15 protein-coding genes are annotated in these 15954 nt (G+C 71.2%); 6 read left to right on the top strand and 9 right to left on the bottom strand.

The features are described 5' to 3' along the window. Window positions 1-173 precede the first annotated feature (173 nt). Entirely contained in the window at window positions 174-2489 is a 2316-nt protein-coding gene (locus tag ACFWP7_RS16105; RefSeq protein WP_384381841.1) for a PQQ-binding-like beta-propeller repeat protein, read from the bottom strand. Between the two features lie 302 nt (window positions 2490-2791). Then, a complete protein-coding gene (locus ACFWP7_RS16100) occupies window positions 2792-3559 on the bottom strand; it encodes a VOC family protein (protein ID WP_384381839.1) in 768 nt (255 codons plus the stop codon). A gap of 204 nt (window positions 3560-3763) precedes the next feature. Here ACFWP7_RS16100 and ACFWP7_RS16095 point away from each other — a divergent pair, with 204 nt between their 5' ends. Further along, complete coding sequence (locus ACFWP7_RS16095) at window positions 3764-4399, top strand: TetR family transcriptional regulator (protein WP_384382019.1); 636 nt, start codon at window positions 3764-3766, stop codon at window positions 4397-4399. A 166-nt stretch (window positions 4400-4565) separates the two neighbouring features. On the opposite strand, the gene ACFWP7_RS16090 is transcribed toward ACFWP7_RS16095, so the two are convergent. Next, window positions 4566-5096 (bottom strand): nitroreductase family deazaflavin-dependent oxidoreductase, encoded by a 531-nt coding sequence (locus ACFWP7_RS16090; protein ID WP_384381837.1) that lies wholly within the window; start codon window positions 5094-5096, stop codon window positions 4566-4568. Continuing rightward, window positions 5096-6373, bottom strand: coding sequence for an acyl-CoA dehydrogenase family protein (locus ACFWP7_RS16085; protein ID WP_384381835.1), 1278 nt, complete (start codon window positions 6371-6373; stop codon window positions 5096-5098). The genes ACFWP7_RS16090 and ACFWP7_RS16085 overlap by 1 nt, the downstream gene beginning before the upstream one ends. Before the next feature lie 248 nt (window positions 6374-6621). Here ACFWP7_RS16085 and ACFWP7_RS16080 point away from each other — a divergent pair, with 248 nt between their 5' ends. Continuing rightward, entirely contained in the window at window positions 6622-7824 is a 1203-nt protein-coding gene (locus ACFWP7_RS16080) for an acetyl-CoA acetyltransferase (RefSeq protein ID WP_384381833.1), read from the top strand. A 21-nt stretch (window positions 7825-7845) separates the two neighbouring features. Here the strand turns inward: ACFWP7_RS16080 and ACFWP7_RS16075 are convergent, their stop codons facing one another. Further along, window positions 7846-8535, bottom strand: coding sequence for a GtrA family protein (locus ACFWP7_RS16075; protein ID WP_384381831.1), 690 nt, complete (start codon window positions 8533-8535; stop codon window positions 7846-7848). 258 nt (window positions 8536-8793) lie between these two features. On the opposite strand from ACFWP7_RS16075, the gene ACFWP7_RS16070 reads away from it, so the two are divergent. Beyond that, a complete protein-coding gene (locus tag ACFWP7_RS16070; protein ID WP_384381829.1) occupies window positions 8794-9219 on the top strand; it encodes a pyridoxamine 5'-phosphate oxidase family protein in 426 nt (141 codons plus the stop codon). A 34-nt stretch (window positions 9220-9253) separates the two neighbouring features. Further along, window positions 9254-9931, top strand: coding sequence for a pyridoxal 5'-phosphate synthase (locus ACFWP7_RS16065; RefSeq protein ID WP_384381827.1), 678 nt, complete (start codon window positions 9254-9256; stop codon window positions 9929-9931). Here ACFWP7_RS16065 and ACFWP7_RS16060 read toward each other — a convergent pair. From ACFWP7_RS16060 to ACFWP7_RS16045, 4 genes are all read right to left on the bottom strand, one after another. Next, a complete protein-coding gene (locus ACFWP7_RS16060; protein WP_384381825.1) occupies window positions 9909-10064 on the bottom strand; it encodes a GNAT family N-acetyltransferase in 156 nt (51 codons plus the stop codon). The genes ACFWP7_RS16065 and ACFWP7_RS16060 overlap by 23 nt on opposite strands. An 8-nt stretch (window positions 10065-10072) precedes the next feature. Beyond that, on the bottom strand, window positions 10073-10690 hold the full coding sequence (locus ACFWP7_RS16055; protein ID WP_384381823.1) for a GNAT family N-acetyltransferase: 618 nt from the start codon (window positions 10688-10690) through the stop codon (window positions 10073-10075). Between the two features lie 157 nt (window positions 10691-10847). Beyond that, a complete protein-coding gene (locus ACFWP7_RS16050; protein ID WP_384381821.1) occupies window positions 10848-11255 on the bottom strand; it encodes a Zn-ribbon domain-containing OB-fold protein in 408 nt (135 codons plus the stop codon). 31 nt (window positions 11256-11286) lie between these two features. Further along, window positions 11287-11739: a DoxX family membrane protein gene (locus ACFWP7_RS16045; protein ID WP_384381819.1), complete on the bottom strand. Its 453-nt coding sequence runs from the start codon at window positions 11737-11739 to the stop codon at window positions 11287-11289. Window positions 11740-12043: 304 nt separating this feature from the next. Here ACFWP7_RS16045 and ACFWP7_RS16040 point away from each other — a divergent pair, with 304 nt between their 5' ends. Further along, complete coding sequence (locus tag ACFWP7_RS16040) at window positions 12044-13252, top strand: flavin-containing monooxygenase (protein ID WP_384381817.1); 1209 nt, start codon at window positions 12044-12046, stop codon at window positions 13250-13252. Between the two features lie 246 nt (window positions 13253-13498). After that, window positions 13499-15724: an acetate--CoA ligase family protein gene (locus tag ACFWP7_RS16035; protein WP_384381815.1), complete on the top strand. Its 2226-nt coding sequence runs from the start codon at window positions 13499-13501 to the stop codon at window positions 15722-15724. Window positions 15725-15954: the final 230 nt, after the last annotated feature.

The raw sequence follows: 15954 nt of genomic DNA, 5'->3' as shown, positions 1-15954 counted from the left end.
CGGTGGGGTGTTTTTCGCCCCCTCCGCCCCTACCCGTCCCGTACCTGGGGGCTGCCGCCCCCAGACCCCCGCTGTCGGCCTGGACGGCCTCGTCCTCAAACGCCGGACAGGCTGAAACGGGGCGTAGCCCCGGAAGGATGGGACGGGAAGAGGCGGCGGGGCGAACAAAACCCTCACACCGTCCGAGCCGTCCCCGTCCCCTTCTCCGCGTCCAGCGCGTACACGCACCGGTCCTTGCTGCAGGCGTACACGACGCCGTCCTTGACCACCGGGGCACCGGTGATCTCACCCCCGGTGGCGAGCTTCCAGCGCAGCCGACCGTCGTCCGCCTTCAGGGTGTACAGCAGATGGTCGGTGGAACCGAAGTGGATACGGCCCTCGGCGACGGCAGGGGCGCCGACCAGGTCGCCGCCCGCCTGGAAGCGCCACTTGGGGGTGCCGGTGACGGCGTCGAGGGTGTAGAGGCCCTTGCCGCTTCCGACGTGGACGTGACCGGCGGCGACGAGGACCGGTTCGATCGAGGAACGCGACTCCGTCGCGATGCGCCAGCGGTCGCGGCCGTCGGCGGCATCGAGGGCGTACACGGTGCCGAGGTAGTCGGCGAGGTAGACACCGCCGCCGGTGACGGCGGGACCCGGCACGAAGGCCGGCGGGCAGAGGAAGACCGCCGGGGCCTCGAAGTGCCAGCGGACGTGGCCCTTCGCCGCGTCGACGGCAAGGACGCGGGTGCCGGCGGAGACGTACACGTACCCGTCGGGCGCCGCCACGATCCGTACCGGCACTCCGCCGCAGGAGGCCGCGTCACCGATCGGGTAGGACCAGCGCTCCTCGCCGGTACGGGCCTCCAGGGCGCGGAGCCGGGCGTCCTGCCAGACGTACACGGTGCCGTCGTGGACGGCGGGCCCGGCCTCCGGGGACTCGAAGTCGGTCTGGGCGCCGGAGATCTGCCACAGCTTGTGGCCGTTGGCCGCCTCCCAGGCCTGTACGCCGCCGCCGCGCGTGCCGGTGACGACGGTGCCCCTGTCGGCCTTGAGCGAGTACACCCAGGCGTCCGTCGACAGACGCCACAGGTCGCCGCCCTCCCGGGCGTCCAGCGCGAAGAGCGTGGGGCCGTCGGAGGCGTGGATACGACCGTCCGCCACCGACATGGACCAGGCCACGTCGCGCGTCTTGAAGCGGCGCCGGCCGGTCGCGACGTCCAGGGCGTGCACCTCGAAGGAGGTGACGTAGACGAGGTCGTCGGCGACCGCGGGCGTACCCCATACGTCGTTGGACATACGGAAGCGCCACGGCCGCCAGCCGGCCGGGGAGTCCGGCGCGGGGGGCGCGGCGACGGGTGCGGGGTCGGCGCCGTTCACGCCGGCGCGCGGCCGGGACCAGGATGCGGCGAGGCCCGCCTCCGGAGGGGGTGCCTTGACGGCGGCGGCGCGGGCGTCGGCGACGCGCGGACCTGGGCCGATGGGCACCTGGCCGCCCGCGAGACGCACGGGTCCCGTGTCGGGCGCCCCGACGGGCAGGGGGGCGTGCGCGGGCGGGGGCGGTACCCGCCCGCCGCCGCTGCGGCCCACCGACGGCGCGGGCTTCGCGGGCGGGCGGCCCCCTCGGCGCTGCTCGATCAGGGTCACCGCACGCTCGGGCAGCCACGCGGACGCCGTACCGCTGTCGTCGGATCCGGAGCCGTAGAGGTGCGGTGCCAGCTGGGCCTGGAGGTCGGCGGGGTTGGGGCGGCCGGCCGCCTCCATCTTCATACAGGACTCGATGAGGGGGCGCAGTTCCTCGGGCAGGCCTTCGAGGTCCGGGCCCTCCCTGAGCAGCATGAAGACGGTCTCGACGGGGTTCGCGCCATGGAAGGGGGCGTGGCCGGTGGCCGCGAAGACGAGCATCGAGCCGAGCGAGAAGACGTCACTCGCGCCGGTCACGCTGCGCGAGTCCTTCGCCTGCTCGGGCGACATGTACGCGGGCGTGCCGACAGCGACGTTCGTCATGGTCAGACGGGTGTTCGAAACACCGGAGGCGATACCGAAGTCGATCACTCGCGGGCCGTCCTCGACGACGAGGACGTTCGAGGGCTTGAGGTCGCGGTGGACGAGGCCCGCGCCGTGGATGGACTGCAGCGCCTCCGCGACACCGGCCGCCAGCCAGCGCACCGCCTGGGCCGGCATCGGCCCGCACTCATTCACCATTTCTTCCAGCGAGGGCGCGGGCACGTAGGCGGTGGCCAGCCACGGCACGGCCGCGCGCGCGTCGGCGTCGACCACGGCCGCCGTGTAGAAGCCGGACACAGCCCGGGCCGCCTCGACCTCGCGCGAGAAACGGACCCGGAACAACTGGTCCTCGGCGAGCTCCGTCCTGACCGTCTTGATTGCCACGCGCCGGCCGGAAGCCGAGCGCGCGAGATAGACCAGCCCCATGCCGCCGGCACCCAGCCGCCCCAGCACCTCGAACGGCCCGATCCGACGCGGATCGTGCTGCGTCAGCTGATCCACCACTTGCCTGCCACCTCCCCGTACGGGCCACGTCATCCACGTATGAACGCGGCCCCGTGCAGCGTCTCACCACCGCACCGCCATGGCGGCACGCACCCCGATTCTTCCTGTCCGAGCCGATGGTTGCGAACCCGGGGGCGGAACGGGGTGTCCTGGGGCAAAATGGCCGCACTTTCGAGCGCGGCCGAGACACCACCCCCGTATACGGGCCGGACAAGGTTTTTTACGGCCGATACGCCATGTCTATTACAACTCTGCCGCGGCACCTACCGCTGAGACCACTGCGGTCCTGCGGCCAAGACCGGCTAAGACCGCTGAAGCACGGCGAACGACGCGCCCTGATTGTCCGTGACCACCGCCACCCGCCCGTACGACGTGTCGAAGGGGGCCGCCTGGACGCGTCCGCCGAGCCGGTTCACCGTCCCGATCACGGCCTCACAGTCCTCGACGCCGAAGTGCACCAGGAAGTGGGGCGGCATCTCGGACGGGAAGACGTCGGACACGGGGGCCCGGCCGAAGTCGGGGGAGGCGTCGGGGCCGAAGAGGGCGTCCAGGAAGACGGTGCCGTAGAACTGGTCGACCGTCGCCATGTCCCGGGCGTACAGCTCGGCCCAGCAGAAGGTGCCCGGCTCGTAGCGCCTGCCGAATCCGGGGTGGGCGCCGGCCTGCCAGAGGCCGAAGACGGCGCCCTCCGGGTCGGCCGCGAGGGCCCGCGTACCGAAGTCGCCCACCGGCGTCGGCGCGGTGATCAGCCGGCCGCCCTCCGCCTCGATCCGGTCGGCGAGCACGGTGACGTCCGGCGTCGCGAAGTACACCGTCCATACGGTGGGCATCCGGCCGTCCCGCTTGGGCACGAGGGCGGCGACGGGCTCGCCGTGGTGGTGCGCCCGCACAGCCCCTCGTGCCGGAGCCCCGGGTTCGTCCGGGTGGTGCCCCTCCTCGAAGGTCCACCCGAAGAGCTCGCCGTAGAAGCGCCTGCCCGCCGCGACATCGGCGAGCTGTACGTCGATCCAGCAGGGGACGCCTTCAGGGAAGGCGGCGGTGCCCGCGGGCAAAGGGGCGGATTCGGCCATGCGGCCAAGCTAACGGGCCTTCACGCATCCCGCAGAGCATGCGCATCCCTTTGTGCACGGGCACCCGCACCCCCGCGCGAACAGGCACCCACACCCTGTGTGAACAGGCACACACACCCCTGTGGTGAGCACCCGCACCCCATTTGCAGTCGGCCGAATCGCGCTCCGATCACCCCTCGGTAAGCTGACGGCATGACAGGACAAGTGCGTACCGTCGACGGCCGAGTGGCCGGGCGGCGTGGGCAGGCGACCCGGCAGAAGCTGCTCGACTGCCTCAGCGAGATGCTCAGCTCCTCCCCTTACCGGGACGTCAAAGTCATTGATGTCGCCCGGAAGGCGGGCACTTCACCCGCGACCTTCTACCAGTACTTCCCGGACGTCGAAGGCGCCGTCCTGGAGATCGCCGAGCAAATGGCCACGGAGGGCGCCGGGTTGACCCAGCTGCTCGACGGGCGTTCCTGGGTCGGCAAGGCCGGCTGGCAGACCTCGCAGGAACTCGTCGACGGATTCCTGGAGTTCTGGCGGCGCAACGACGCGATCCTCAGGGTCGTCGATCTGGGTGCCGCCGAGGGCGACAAACGGTTCTACAAGATCCGAATGAAGATCCTCAACTCCGTGAACAACTCCCTTACGGACACGGTCACCGAGCTCCAGTCCAAGGGCAAGGTCGACAAGGACGTGAACCCGGCGGCGATGGCCGGTTCCCTCGTCGCCATGCTCGCGGCGGTGGCCTCGCACCAGAGGGGATTCCAGTCGTGGGGCGTCAAGCAGGCTGAACTCAAGCCTAATCTGGCGCTGTTGGTGCACCTGGGCGTGACGGGGAAGAAGCCCACGAAGTAGCCACCCTTCCGGTCGCTTCTCGTCCCGTCGCTATCCCTTCCCGTCCAGTAGTCCAACTCCTGTCATGCGGGCGGCAGTCCATCCATCCATGTGGACTGCCGCCTGCTGCGCTGTGCGCGCGGCACAGGCCCGGGCCGGCCCGGGCCCACCACTGCGGCTGACGGGCTCAGCGCCGTGCGATCCGGAACAACCGGATCTCCCGGTCGATCCGCTCCTGATAAGTGACGTACGGCGGCCAGAACGCCACCACCGCTTTCCAGGCCGCGGCCCTCTCGTCCCCTTCCAGGAGATGAGCGGTTACGGCGATGTCCTCGCCCTTCCAGCTGATCCCGGCGTCCGGATGCGCGAGGAGGTTGGCGGTCCAGGCAGGGTGATCCGGGCGGCCGAAGTTGGAGCCGATGAGGATCCAGCTCCCCGGAACGGCGGCACCTGTGGCACCTGCTGCCGCAGGCTCGGGCATACAGGCCAACGGCGTACGGCGCTCCACCCCACTCCTGGCGCCACGCACGGTGAGGATGACCCCCGGCAGCATCTGCGCACTGAGCAGCACCTTGCCGCGCGTCAGCCGGTGCACCGCGCGGTCCAGCGCGGGAACGACATGCGGGGCGACCCGCGCGAACGTCCGGGTCGAGGAGACCTTCTGCACCAGCCGGGCCCCCGGAACCCGGCCGCCGGCCCTGGCCGTCACCTTGGGCATCACACAGCCACCTCTCCACGACTGCTACTGCTGCTGCTGCTATTACTGCCACTGCTACCACTCCCACTATCGAACAAGTGCGCCATATCGGCGGCGTACCCCCGTAGCCGATGCACCGGCCCGAAGAGCAGCTCGTCACCGGCCGACCGCTTGAAGTACAGATGGGCCTCGTGCTCCCAGGTGAACCCGATACCGCCGTGCAGCTGGATCCCCTCGGACGCGGCGACCCGCAGCGCCTCCAGCGCCTGAGCGAGCGCCAGCCCGCCCACCCGCTCTCCATCGGCACCGGCACCGGCACCGGCACCGACCGCCCAAGCCGCGTAATACGCCGCCGACCGTGCCGCCTGCACGCCCACGTACACATCCGCCAGCCGGTGCTTCACCGCCTGGAACGACCCGATCGCCCGCCCGAACTGCTCCCGCTGCCGCACGTACTCGACCGTCCGCTCCAGCGCCCGGTCGGCGGCACCCACGGCCTCGGCGGCGAGTACGGCGGCGGCCACGTCCCCGACAGCGGCGAGCGCTCCGGTCACATCTGCGCCCTCGTCCCCGAGCAACTCGGCTTCCACATCCCGGAGTTCGATCCGGGCCTGGGGTCGCGTCCCGTCGAGGGACGTCTGCCGGACCCGCACGAGCCCGTCGACATCCCCGTCCCCCACTCGGGTCTCCCCCGCCCGTACGAGGAACAGCAGCGTCCGGGCCCGTACGAAGCCCCCTGTGTGCGCAGCCACCACAAGCAGCCCCGCGCTATGTCCGTCGAGCACCTGTGCCGCCTGCCCATAGAGCCGCCACACACCATCGGCCTGCCGAGCCTGTATGCCACCGGCGCGGCCGCCGCCCGCCCAGTCCCCGCGGTTGTCACCCACCAGCCCGAGCACGGTCGCGAGCCGCGCGCCCGGCACCGCGAGGGCGGCGGTCAGCTCGCCGGAGGCAAGGCACGGCAGCAGTTCAGCGCGTTGGGCCTCGGTGCCCAGGGCCAGGATCAGCGGGGCCGCGAGGACGGCCGTGGACAGGAGGGGGGAGGGGGCGAGCGCGCGACCCGACTCCTCGCAGGCGAGGGCGAGTTCGGTGACGGAGCAGCCGACGCCGCCGTACGCCTCGGGAAGGGCGAGACCGGGCAGCCCGAGCTGTTGCGCGAGCGCGTCCCAGAGCGCGGGGTCGTATCCGTCGGGGCTCCGCACGGCGGCCCGCACCTCCTCCGGCCCGCACCGCTTGACCAGCAACTCCCTCAGCGTGCGCCGGATCTCCTCCTGCTCGGCGGTGAAACGGGCGTCCATGGCGGACTCCTCCCCAGATCTGACGGACCGTCATATTAGGCCTGCGCCAGAGGAATGCACAGGCCTGCACCACGTGAATACACAGGCCTGCAGCACGCGCATGCACGGCCACGCACCATGGAACGCAAGGCCCGCGGTGTGGAAACACACAGGCCTGCACCACATGAACGCACGCCCCCGCAACGCCGGAGCGCACAGGCCCGTGACACCCTCCCCTACCCACCACCACCTGATGTACCGTCAGATTCATGACGCCAGGAACTCCCCCCGAGGCCAGGGCTTCCGGTAGGCGCAAGGTCGCCGTCGTCGGCGTATCCCTCTCCGACTGCGGCCGCGTCGACGAGGCGACCCCGTACGCCCTGCACGCCCAGGCCGCCCGCCGCGCGCTGGCCGACTCGGGGCTCGGACGTGAGGTGGTCGACGGTTTCGCGTCGGCGGGCCTCGGCACGCTGGCGCCCGTCGAGGTGGCCGAGTACCTGGGGCTGCGGCCCAGTTGGGTCGACTCGACCTCCGTCGGCGGCTCCACCTGGGAGGTCATGGCGGCCCACGCCGCCGACGCGATCGCGGCCGGCCACGCGAACGCCGTCCTGCTGGTCTACGGTTCCACCGCCCGCGCCGACATCAAGGCGGGCCGCCGCACCGGCAACCTGTCCTTCGGCGCCCGGGGCCCCCTCCAGTTCGAGGTCCCGTACGGCCACACCCTCATCGCCAAGTACGCGATGGCCGCCCGCCGCCACATGCACGAGTACGGCACGACCCTGGAACAGCTCGCCTCGGTCGCCGTCCAGGCCCGCGCGAACGCGGCGGCGAACCCGGAGGCGATGTTCCGCGACCCGATCACCGTCGACGACGTCCTGTCGGGCCCGATGATCGCGGACCCCTTCACCAAGCTGCACTGCTGCATCCGCTCCGACGGCGGCGCGGCGGTCCTGCTGGCGGCCGAGGAGTACGTACGGGACTGCCGTACCGCTCCTGTCTGGGTCCTCGGCACCGGCGAGCACGTCTCGCACACCACCATGTCCGAGTGGGCGGACTTCACCGTCTCCCCGGCGGCGGTGAGCGGTCGCCTCGCCTTCTCCCGCGCCGGGGTCCGCCCGGACGAGATCGACCTGGCCGAGATCTACGACGCCTTCACCTACATGACGCTCGTGACGCTGGAGGACCTCGGCTTCTGCGCGAAGGGGGAGGGGGGTTCCTTCGTGGACGCCGCGAAGGGCCGGCTGCTGGTGGGCGGGGAACTGCCCGTCAACACGGACGGCGGTGGACTGTCGGCCCAACACCCCGGGATGCGGGGGCTGTTCCTGCTGGTGGAGGCCGTACGGCAGTTGCGCGGCGAGGCCGGGGAACGCCAGGTGAGAAAGGCCGGCGGGCACCTGCCGGAGCTGGCGGTCGCCTCGGGGACGGGCGGGTGGTTCTGCTCTTCGGGGACGGTGGTGCTGGGGAGGGGGTGAGTCGGCGACCGACCCGCGGCCTCAACTCGCCGAGAGGGACAGCAGGTTCGGCCCCGACCGGCGGGCGCCGATCCGCTGCTCGGTCGCCCTGCGCGGCGCCGGGACCGACCGCGACACCGTCGCCGACACCGATATCCGGTTCCGGCCACTCTCACCACTACCACTACCGCTACCGCTACCGGCGGCGAAGACGAACAGCCGCAGCACCAGGAAACGTCCGACTCCGGCGAGCCCGGAGGCGCTGAGGTAGACGATCTGCTCCGTCAGCATGCCGGGCGACGACTGCATCAGGTGCAGTACGAGCATCGCGGCGGAGGTCACCGCGTAGGCCCCCACGGCCGATCCCGCCGACTGCCAGTGCCGGCGCCATCCGGCACGCCGCCCGGACCCGAAGGTGAAGCGTGCGTGCAACTCCGTGCAGAGGAGGGTGGAGGCGACGGTGACCAGCGCGTTCGCCACGACCCAGGGCAGTGCCCCGGCGAGCAGCGCCACGGCTGCACTGGAGAGCAGCCCGACACCGCCGCCGCACAGCACGAACCGGGCGAAGGAGGCGAGCGGGCCGGGGGTCGCCGGGGTCACCGGGGCGGCCAGAGGCACCGGAGTGACCGGGGTGACCCGGATCCGGCGTACGCCGTCCATGCCGGGCACCGTCGGCTCGGAACCCCGCGCCGCGAACGCCGTCTCCGGCTTCGACAACAGCAGCGAATTCATGGGAGGGGTTTCCTTCCGGGCGGGGCCGTGAACCTCTGGGATCAGGGGCCGTGAACCCCTGCGATCAACTGGGTTCAACGATGTCGTCCCGGGCGCCTCAGCACGAGGAGGTGCACTACCCGACCGGGGGTACGGCTAGCCCCACCACGGGCCGGGTGCCCACGGGTGTGTCGGTCCCCCGGAATACGGAGCGGTACCGGGCACGCTGACGCAGACATCCACCGTTCGCAGCCTGCCCGCAGCATGGAGGAGACCGACATGGCCCTGACCCGCGAAGAGCGCGAAGCCTTTCTCGCCGAGCCGCACGTCGCCGCGATCGCAGTCGACGCGGGGGCGGGAAGGGCACCGCTCACGGTGCCGATCTGGTACCAGTACGAGCCCGGCGGCGTTGTGTGGATCATGACTGGGCTCGCCTCCCGCAAGAACGAGCTGATCAAGGCCGCGGGCCGGTTCACACTGCTGGTCGACCGGCTCGAACCCACCATCCGGTACGTGTCGGTCGAGGGGCCGGTGCTCGACACCACTCCCGCCACCCGCGAACAGCTCCATGAGATCTCGGCCCGCTACCTCCCGGCGGACAAGGTCGACGCCTACGTCGACTTCGCCTGGAAGGAACACGGCGCCAACGTGATCGTCCGCATGCAACCCGAACACTGGGTCTCGTCCGACCTCGGCTCGGTGTGAGCGGGGTACGTGGATCTCACGTGACAATCAGGGCATGAGTGCCGACCATGCCGACCCGTCCGCCGAGTTCGTCCATCTCCTCCGGTCCCAACGGGTCTGGGACACCGAGCTGCCCTCCTTCGATCCGGGGGAGACGCCCGCCGAGCCACTGCCGCTGTTCTGGCGGTGGCTCGCGGAGGCGGTGGCCGCGGGGCAGACCGAGCCGCACACCATGTCCCTCGCCACGGTGGACGAAGACGGGCTGCCGGACGTCCGTACGGTGATGCTGCACGGGGCGGACGCGGAGGGCTGGTCCTTCGCGTCGCACGCGACAAGCCGCAAGGGCCGGCAACTGGCCGCCCGCCCGTACGCCGCCCTCGGCTTCTACTGGCCCGCGCAGGGCCGCCAGATCCGCCTCCGCGGCCCCGTCACCGTCGCCCCACCCGAGGCGAGCCAGGCGGACCTGCACGCCCGCTCCACCGGCGCGCTAGCCGCCGCCCTCGTCGGCCACCAGAGCGAAGTCCTGCCCTCACACAAGGAGTTGGAGCAGGCATCCGACGCAGCCTGGTCACAGGCCCACCACGAGCCCACCACCCCGGTCCCCACCTGGACCCTCTACCACCTCCACCCGAACGAGGCAGAGTTCTTCCAGGGCGACGCCCAAAGACGCCACGTACGCCTCAACTACCGCCGCACAGACTCCGGCTGGCTCAAGGAACTGTTGTGGCCCTGATGCCGGACGCGGTGAAGTCGTACATCGCGAAGTCGCCCACCGGCCGGTAACCGATGCGCTGGTACAGGCTGTTGCCGGCCGAATTGGCAAGGACGGCGAAGAGCGGCACCTCACCAACACCGGAGGCAGGCACGGCCCGACTCACCTCTGCGGTGACGGCGGAGCAGCGGGCTCCGGATCCGTCGCGACCCGCCCGTGCAGATGCACATCACGGAAGGCGTCGTGTCGCCCCGCCTCGAACATCGCTCCCCGCAGTGTCCCCTCGTAGGGGAATCCGCAGCGTTCGGCGATGTGGCAGGACGCTTCGTGACCCAGGGCGTGGCCCAGTTCCAGGCGGTGCAGGCCGAGGTCGGTGAAGGCGAAGCGGGTGGCGACGAGCAGGGCGCGGGTGGCGATCTGGCGGCCGCGGGCCTCGGGGAGGACCCAGTAGCCGACGCGGGCGCTGCGTATGACGTGGTCGATCTCGTTGACGCCGATGTGACCGAGCACCGTTCCGGTGTCCGCCTCCGTGACGCAGAAGGAGACACCGCTCGCGTCCACCGCGGCCTCGGCACGCGAGCGGAGCGACTCACGCGCGCCGTCGATGTCCCGGACGATCTTCAGCGGGGTGTTCCAGCGCTGGAACTCCGGGTCGGAAAGACCGCGCAGCCACGCCGACACATCGACGTCGGACTCGGCGTTCCAGGGGCGCAGCCGCAGACCGTGCCCGCGCCGCTCGGGGAAGGGTTGGATGGCGTACTGCTCATGGACGTCGGCCATCCACCCATTGAAACTCCTCGGCGCGTACGACTCCCACCCGGGGCCCACCTCGCACACCCCGGCCGCCCGCACGCCCGTATGTCCGTATGCCCGCACGCCTCACCCCCAGGACCGCACGCCCGCACGCCTCACCCCCAGGACCGCACGCCCGCACGCCTCACCCCCAGGGCCGGAACACCGGCACCCACACGTCCCCCACCCCCCGGAATGTCACCCCCAACCCCATCCCGACCCGCAGTGCCCCCTCCGCGCACTCCACGACCTCGGTCATCATCCGCGGCCCCTCCGCGAGGTCGACGACGGCGGCGACGTACGGGACGCGCTCGCCGAACGGCGGGAGGTCGTTGCGGTGGACGACGGACCAGGTGTAGAGCGTGGCGTGCCCGCTCGCCGGCTCCCACCGCACGTCCTCGCTCCAGCAGTGCGGGCAGAACTCCCGGGGGTAGTGATGGGCCCGTCCGCATCCCGCGCAGCGACGCACCAGCAGCCGCCCCTCCGCCGCCGCGTCCCAGTACGGCCGGGTGAAGGCATCCACCTCGGGCAGATCGAAGCGCGCGCCACTCACGAGAACCGCCCCTCACTCACGAGGCCGGCGCTCAGGAGAACAGCCCGATCGCCTCGTCCAGCGACCACGTCTGCCACGACATTCCGAACAGCCCGACGACCGAGATCAGCGCCATCATCGAGTTCTGGCCCTGCTCGGCCCAGTCGTGGATCATGAGGACGAGGTAGAGGAGGTTGAGGAGAAGGCCTCCGACCAGGGCGATCGGCGTCAGGAAGCCGAGGATCAGCCCGAGGCCCAGCGCGAGTTCCGCGTACGCGACCACGTACGCCATCGTCCGCGGGCGCGGCGCGACGACCGTGTCGAAGCCGCTCCGGACCGCGTTCCACCGGTGCTTCGCCGCGATGTCCGCCGCCCACGCGATCCCGCTCCCCCGCTCGAACCACGCCTTCTTGTCCTTGTGCCGCCAGCTCTCCAGCCACCACAGCCCGAGCCCGATACGGAGCACGGCCAGCCATTCCGCCCCGCTGAGCCAGATCGTGTCCATGGGCGACCCCACTCCCTCGGTTTCTGACGGTACGTCAGTTTCACCGCACGGGACCGCACACGCAAGAGGCGTACAGCCCCGGCGCGACCCCTCCCCCCAGCAGCCCGGCGCGGCGCCTCCCCGAGCAGCCCGGCACCAGCCCCTTCGCCGACCCCAGCACAACCACCCCCTCCACACCCCCAGCACAACCAAGTGACCTACGCCACCAGCCCCACCCACCCCTCCTGCAGTCGTGATCAGTTCGCAACCGATTCCGGGGCTTGACCGAGACCTAACAAGTAACTACGTGATTACGCTCGCGGACATGGCCGACTCCTCTGCTTCCTCGACGCCGCACCCGGTGCCGTCCCACGAAGACCGCCCCGTGTACGTGATCGGCGGCGGCCCCGGCGGGCTCGCCGCGGCCCACGCGCTGCGCGCGCAGGGCGTACGTGCCGTCGTGCTGGAGAAGTCCGAGCACGTCGGAGCGTCCTGGCGGCGCCACTACGACCGACTGCACCTGCACACCACACGGCGGCTGTCGTCGCTCCCGGGTCTGCCCATGCCGCGCGCCTTCGGACGCTGGGTGTCACGAGACAACGTGGTGCGCTACCTGGAGAAGTACGCCGAACACCACCAGCTGGAGATCGTGACGGGCGTCGAGGTCTCGCGCGCCGAACCCGCCCCGGGCGGCGACGGCTGGCTGCTGCACGCCACCGGCGGGCGGGAGTTGACCGGCAGCGCGGTGGTCATCGCCACCGGCTACAACCACACGCCCCACATCCCCGACTGGCCCGGCCGCGACAGCTACACCGGCGAACTCCTGCACGCCGGCGACTACCGCAACCCCGCCCCCTACACCGGCCGCGACGTCCTCGTCGTCGGCGTCGGCAACACGGGCGCCGAGATCGCCGTGGACCTCATCGAGGGCGGCGCCTCGCGCGTCCGTCTCTCCGTCCGGACCGCCCCGCACATCGTGCGCCGCTCCACGGCCGGGTGGGCCGCCCAGTTCACGGGCATCGTCGTACGGCGGCTGCCGGTCGGCCTCGTCGACCGCCTCGCCGGGCCGATGGCCAGGCTGAGCGTCCCCGACCTCTCCGCCCAGGGACTGCCCCGCCCCGACACCGGCCTCTACTCACGCGTCAACGAAGGCTCCATCCCCGTCCAGGACGTGGGTCTCATCGACGCCGTCCGCAAGGGCCGGGTCGAGATCGTGGCCGCGGTGGACGGTTTCGAGGACGGCAAGGTCGCCCTCGCCGACGGGAACCGGATCGGCCCGGACGTCGTGATCGCCGCGACCGGTTACGTCCGCGCCCTGGAGGGTCTCGTCGGCCACCTCGACGTACTGGACACGCGCGGCCGCCCGGTCGTGCACGGCGCCCGCACCCCGAGGAACGCCCCCGGCCTCTACTTCAGCGGCTTCACCAACCCCATCTCCGGCATGTTCCGCGAACTCGCCCTCGACGCCGAGAAGATCGCAAAGGCGGTCGCCCGCCACTCCGCGACGCGGAAACCGTCCTCGGCCACACGCTGACCGCGGACCCCGCCACCCCGTACCCGGTCCCTAACTACCCTCCATCCGGTCCCTGCCCGGTCCCTGCCCGGCCCCTGCCCGGCCCCTCCCGTACGAGCCCTCAGGGGTTCCTCTCCGCCGCGCGGCGGGTACCAACCTGGTGCTCGCCGCGTGTCTTTGCGTGCACAACGGTTCCTGACACGGCGTCAGTTAAGTAATCTGACTATGCGTCAGTTAATTGGCTGTCACACAGGAGCGGGCGGACCGATGCTTGGATCAACCCACGGCACCCTCACCACCGACTCCCGCCGGGCCCGGGTCATCGCCTGCGGCGAGCAACCCTCACCCGTCGTGCACGGCCGGCCGGCCGAGGTCCACGACCTGGACGTCAGCGGCCGGCCCCTGTACGCGGGCGTACCCGATCTGGACCGTTTCTTCCGTCCCGAGTCCGTGGCCGTGATCGGCGCCTCGGACGCCGAGGGGCGGCCGAACACCGGCATCACGCGACAGCTGATCGCCTGGACCGAGCGAGTCGGCGCGCGGCTGCACCCGGTGCACCCCACCCGTCACTCCGTCTTCGGCATACCGTGCTTCCCTTCCGTCTCGGATCTGCCCGAACAGGTCGACCTGGCCGTGCTGCTGGTCGGCGACCCCCTTCCCGTGATCGAGAAACTGGCCGAGGCCAAGGTGAAGTTCGCGGTGGCCTTCGCCTCCGGTTTCGCCGAGACCGGAGCCGAGGGAGCCCTCGCACAGGCCCGGCTCGCCACCGCCGTCGCCGGCTCGGGGCTGCGGATGCTCGGGCCCAACACCAACCTCAACGCCTTCGAGAAGTTCCGCGACGACCTCGACGGTCCCGCGATCGCGCTCATCACGCAGTCCGGGCACCAGGGACGGCCGGTGTTCGCGATGCAGGAACTGGGTGTGCGGCTCTCCCACTGGGCACCCACCGGCAACGAAGCCGACCTGGAGACCGCCGACTTCATCTCCTACTTCTCCGAGCGGCCCGAGGTCGGTGCCATCGCCTGCTATGTCGAGGGACTCAAGGACGGCCGCTCCTTTCTGCTCGCCGCCGACCGCGCCGCCCGGCGCGGGGTACCCGTCGTCGCGGTCAAGGTCGGCCGCACCGAGACCGGCGCCCGCACGGCCGCCTCACACACCGGAAAGCTGACCGGCGCCGACACGGTGGTGGACGCGGCGATGCGGCAGTACGGCGTGATCCGCGTCGACGGACTCGACGAACTCCAGGACACCGCGGCCCTGTTGGCCCGCGCCCGCGCCCCGCAGGCCGACGGGGTCGCCGTCTATTCGATCTCGGGCGGCACGGGCGCGCACTTCGCGGACCTGGCGAGCGAGGCCGGACTGTCCCTGCCCACGCTGCCGCCCGACAAGCAGGCCGAGCTGCACGAGTGGATACCCGACTACCTGAACGTCGCCAACCCCGTCGACAACGGCGGCCACCCGGTGGGCGACTGGCGCGGCCGCAAGATCATCGACGCGATCCTCGCCGACCCCTCCGTCGGCGTGCTGATCTGCCCCATCACCGGGCCCTTCCCGCCGATGAGCGACAGGCTGGCGCAGGATCTGGTGGACGCGGCGGAGCAGACGGACAAGCTGGTGTGCGTGGTGTGGGGGTCGCCGGTCGGCACGGAGGCCGCGTACCGCGAGACGCTGCTCGGGTCGTCCCGGGTCGCCACCTTCCGTACCTTCGCCAACTGCATCACCGCCGTACGCGCCTATCTGGACCACCACCGCTTCGCCGCCGCCTACCGCTCCCCCTTCGACGAAGCACCCCGCACGCCGTCGCCCTCCTTCCGCAAGGCGCAGGCCCTGATGCGGCCCGGGCAGCAGCTGAGCGAGCACGCGGCGAAGAGCTTGCTGCGCACGTACGGCATCCGCGTGCCCCGCGAGCAGTTGGTGACCAGCGCGGCGGCGGCCGTGCGGGCGGCGAGCCTGATCGGCTATCCCCTCGTGATGAAGGCCTCCGGCGCGCAGATCGCCCACAAGACGGAACTCGGCCTGGTGAAGCTTCCCCTGACCTCCGCCAGCCAGGTCCGCGACGCCTATCGCGAGCTGACCGACATCGCGCGCTACGAGGGGATCTCGCTCGACGGGGTGCTCGTGTGCCAGATGGTCGAACGGGGTGTCGAGATGGTCGTCGGTGTCACGCACGACGAGCTCTTCGGACCGACCGTGACCGTCGGCCTCGGCGGCGTCCTCGTCGAGGTGCTCCACGACGCGGCCGTCCGCGTGCCGCCCTTCGGCGAGGACCAGGCCCGCAGCATGCTCGCCGAGCTGCGGGGGCGGGCGCTTCTCGACGGGGTCCGCGGGGCTCCGCCCGTCGACATCGACGCGCTGGTGGAGGTCGTCGTCCGCGTCCAGCGCATGGCACTCGAACTCGGTGACGACATCGCGGAGCTGGACATCAATCCGCTGATGGTGCTGCCTCGGGGGCAGGGGGCGGTGGCATTGGACGCGCTGGTGATGTGCCGCTGAGTTGCCGGGCCTGCCGCGCGACCGGCGCCTGCCGCGCCGGAGGCCCACTGTTCCTCGTACAGGACCCGTGGGCCTCCTGCGCGACCCGCACCTCCCGCGCCGGAGGTCCACTGCTCCTCGTACAGAACCCACTGCCCCTTTCGACAACCTCGACAACCCCCCTGTTCCTCGCGACAACCCCACCGCTCCTCGTACGAAAAAGCCCACCACTCCTCGTACGAAACGGAGTA

It is taken from the genome of Streptomyces sp. NPDC058470 (assembly GCF_042721055.1).
Taxonomy (GTDB): domain Bacteria; phylum Actinomycetota; class Actinomycetes; order Streptomycetales; family Streptomycetaceae; genus Streptomyces.
Note: the sequence above shows the minus strand (reverse complement) of the source record. Positions and strands in the feature narration are given on the sequence as shown.

Bases quoted from the DNA above. Each gene is read 5' to 3' on its own strand.
- ACFWP7_RS16075 (WP_384381831.1), bottom strand. From the start codon at position 8,535: ATGAATTCGCTGCTGTTGTCGAAGCCGGAGACGGCGTTCGCGGCGCGG.
- ACFWP7_RS16035 (WP_384381815.1), top strand. From the start codon at position 13,499: ATGCTTGGATCAACCCACGGCACCCTCACCACCGACTCCCGCCGGGCC.
- ACFWP7_RS16055 (WP_384381823.1), bottom strand. From the start codon at position 10,690: ATGGCCGACGTCCATGAGCAGTACGCCATCCAACCCTTCCCCGAGCGG.
- ACFWP7_RS16080 (WP_384381833.1), top strand. From the start codon at position 6,622: ATGACGCCAGGAACTCCCCCCGAGGCCAGGGCTTCCGGTAGGCGCAAG.
- ACFWP7_RS16040 (WP_384381817.1), top strand. From the start codon at position 12,044: ATGGCCGACTCCTCTGCTTCCTCGACGCCGCACCCGGTGCCGTCCCAC.
- ACFWP7_RS16085 (WP_384381835.1), bottom strand. From the start codon at position 6,373: ATGGACGCCCGTTTCACCGCCGAGCAGGAGGAGATCCGGCGCACGCTG.
- ACFWP7_RS16070 (WP_384381829.1), top strand. From the start codon at position 8,794: ATGGCCCTGACCCGCGAAGAGCGCGAAGCCTTTCTCGCCGAGCCGCAC.
- ACFWP7_RS16090 (WP_384381837.1), bottom strand. From the start codon at position 5,096: ATGCCCAAGGTGACGGCCAGGGCCGGCGGCCGGGTTCCGGGGGCCCGG.
- ACFWP7_RS16100 (WP_384381839.1), bottom strand. From the start codon at position 3,559: ATGGCCGAATCCGCCCCTTTGCCCGCGGGCACCGCCGCCTTCCCTGAA.
- ACFWP7_RS16045 (WP_384381819.1), bottom strand. From the start codon at position 11,739: ATGGACACGATCTGGCTCAGCGGGGCGGAATGGCTGGCCGTGCTCCGT.
- ACFWP7_RS16065 (WP_384381827.1), top strand. From the start codon at position 9,254: ATGAGTGCCGACCATGCCGACCCGTCCGCCGAGTTCGTCCATCTCCTC.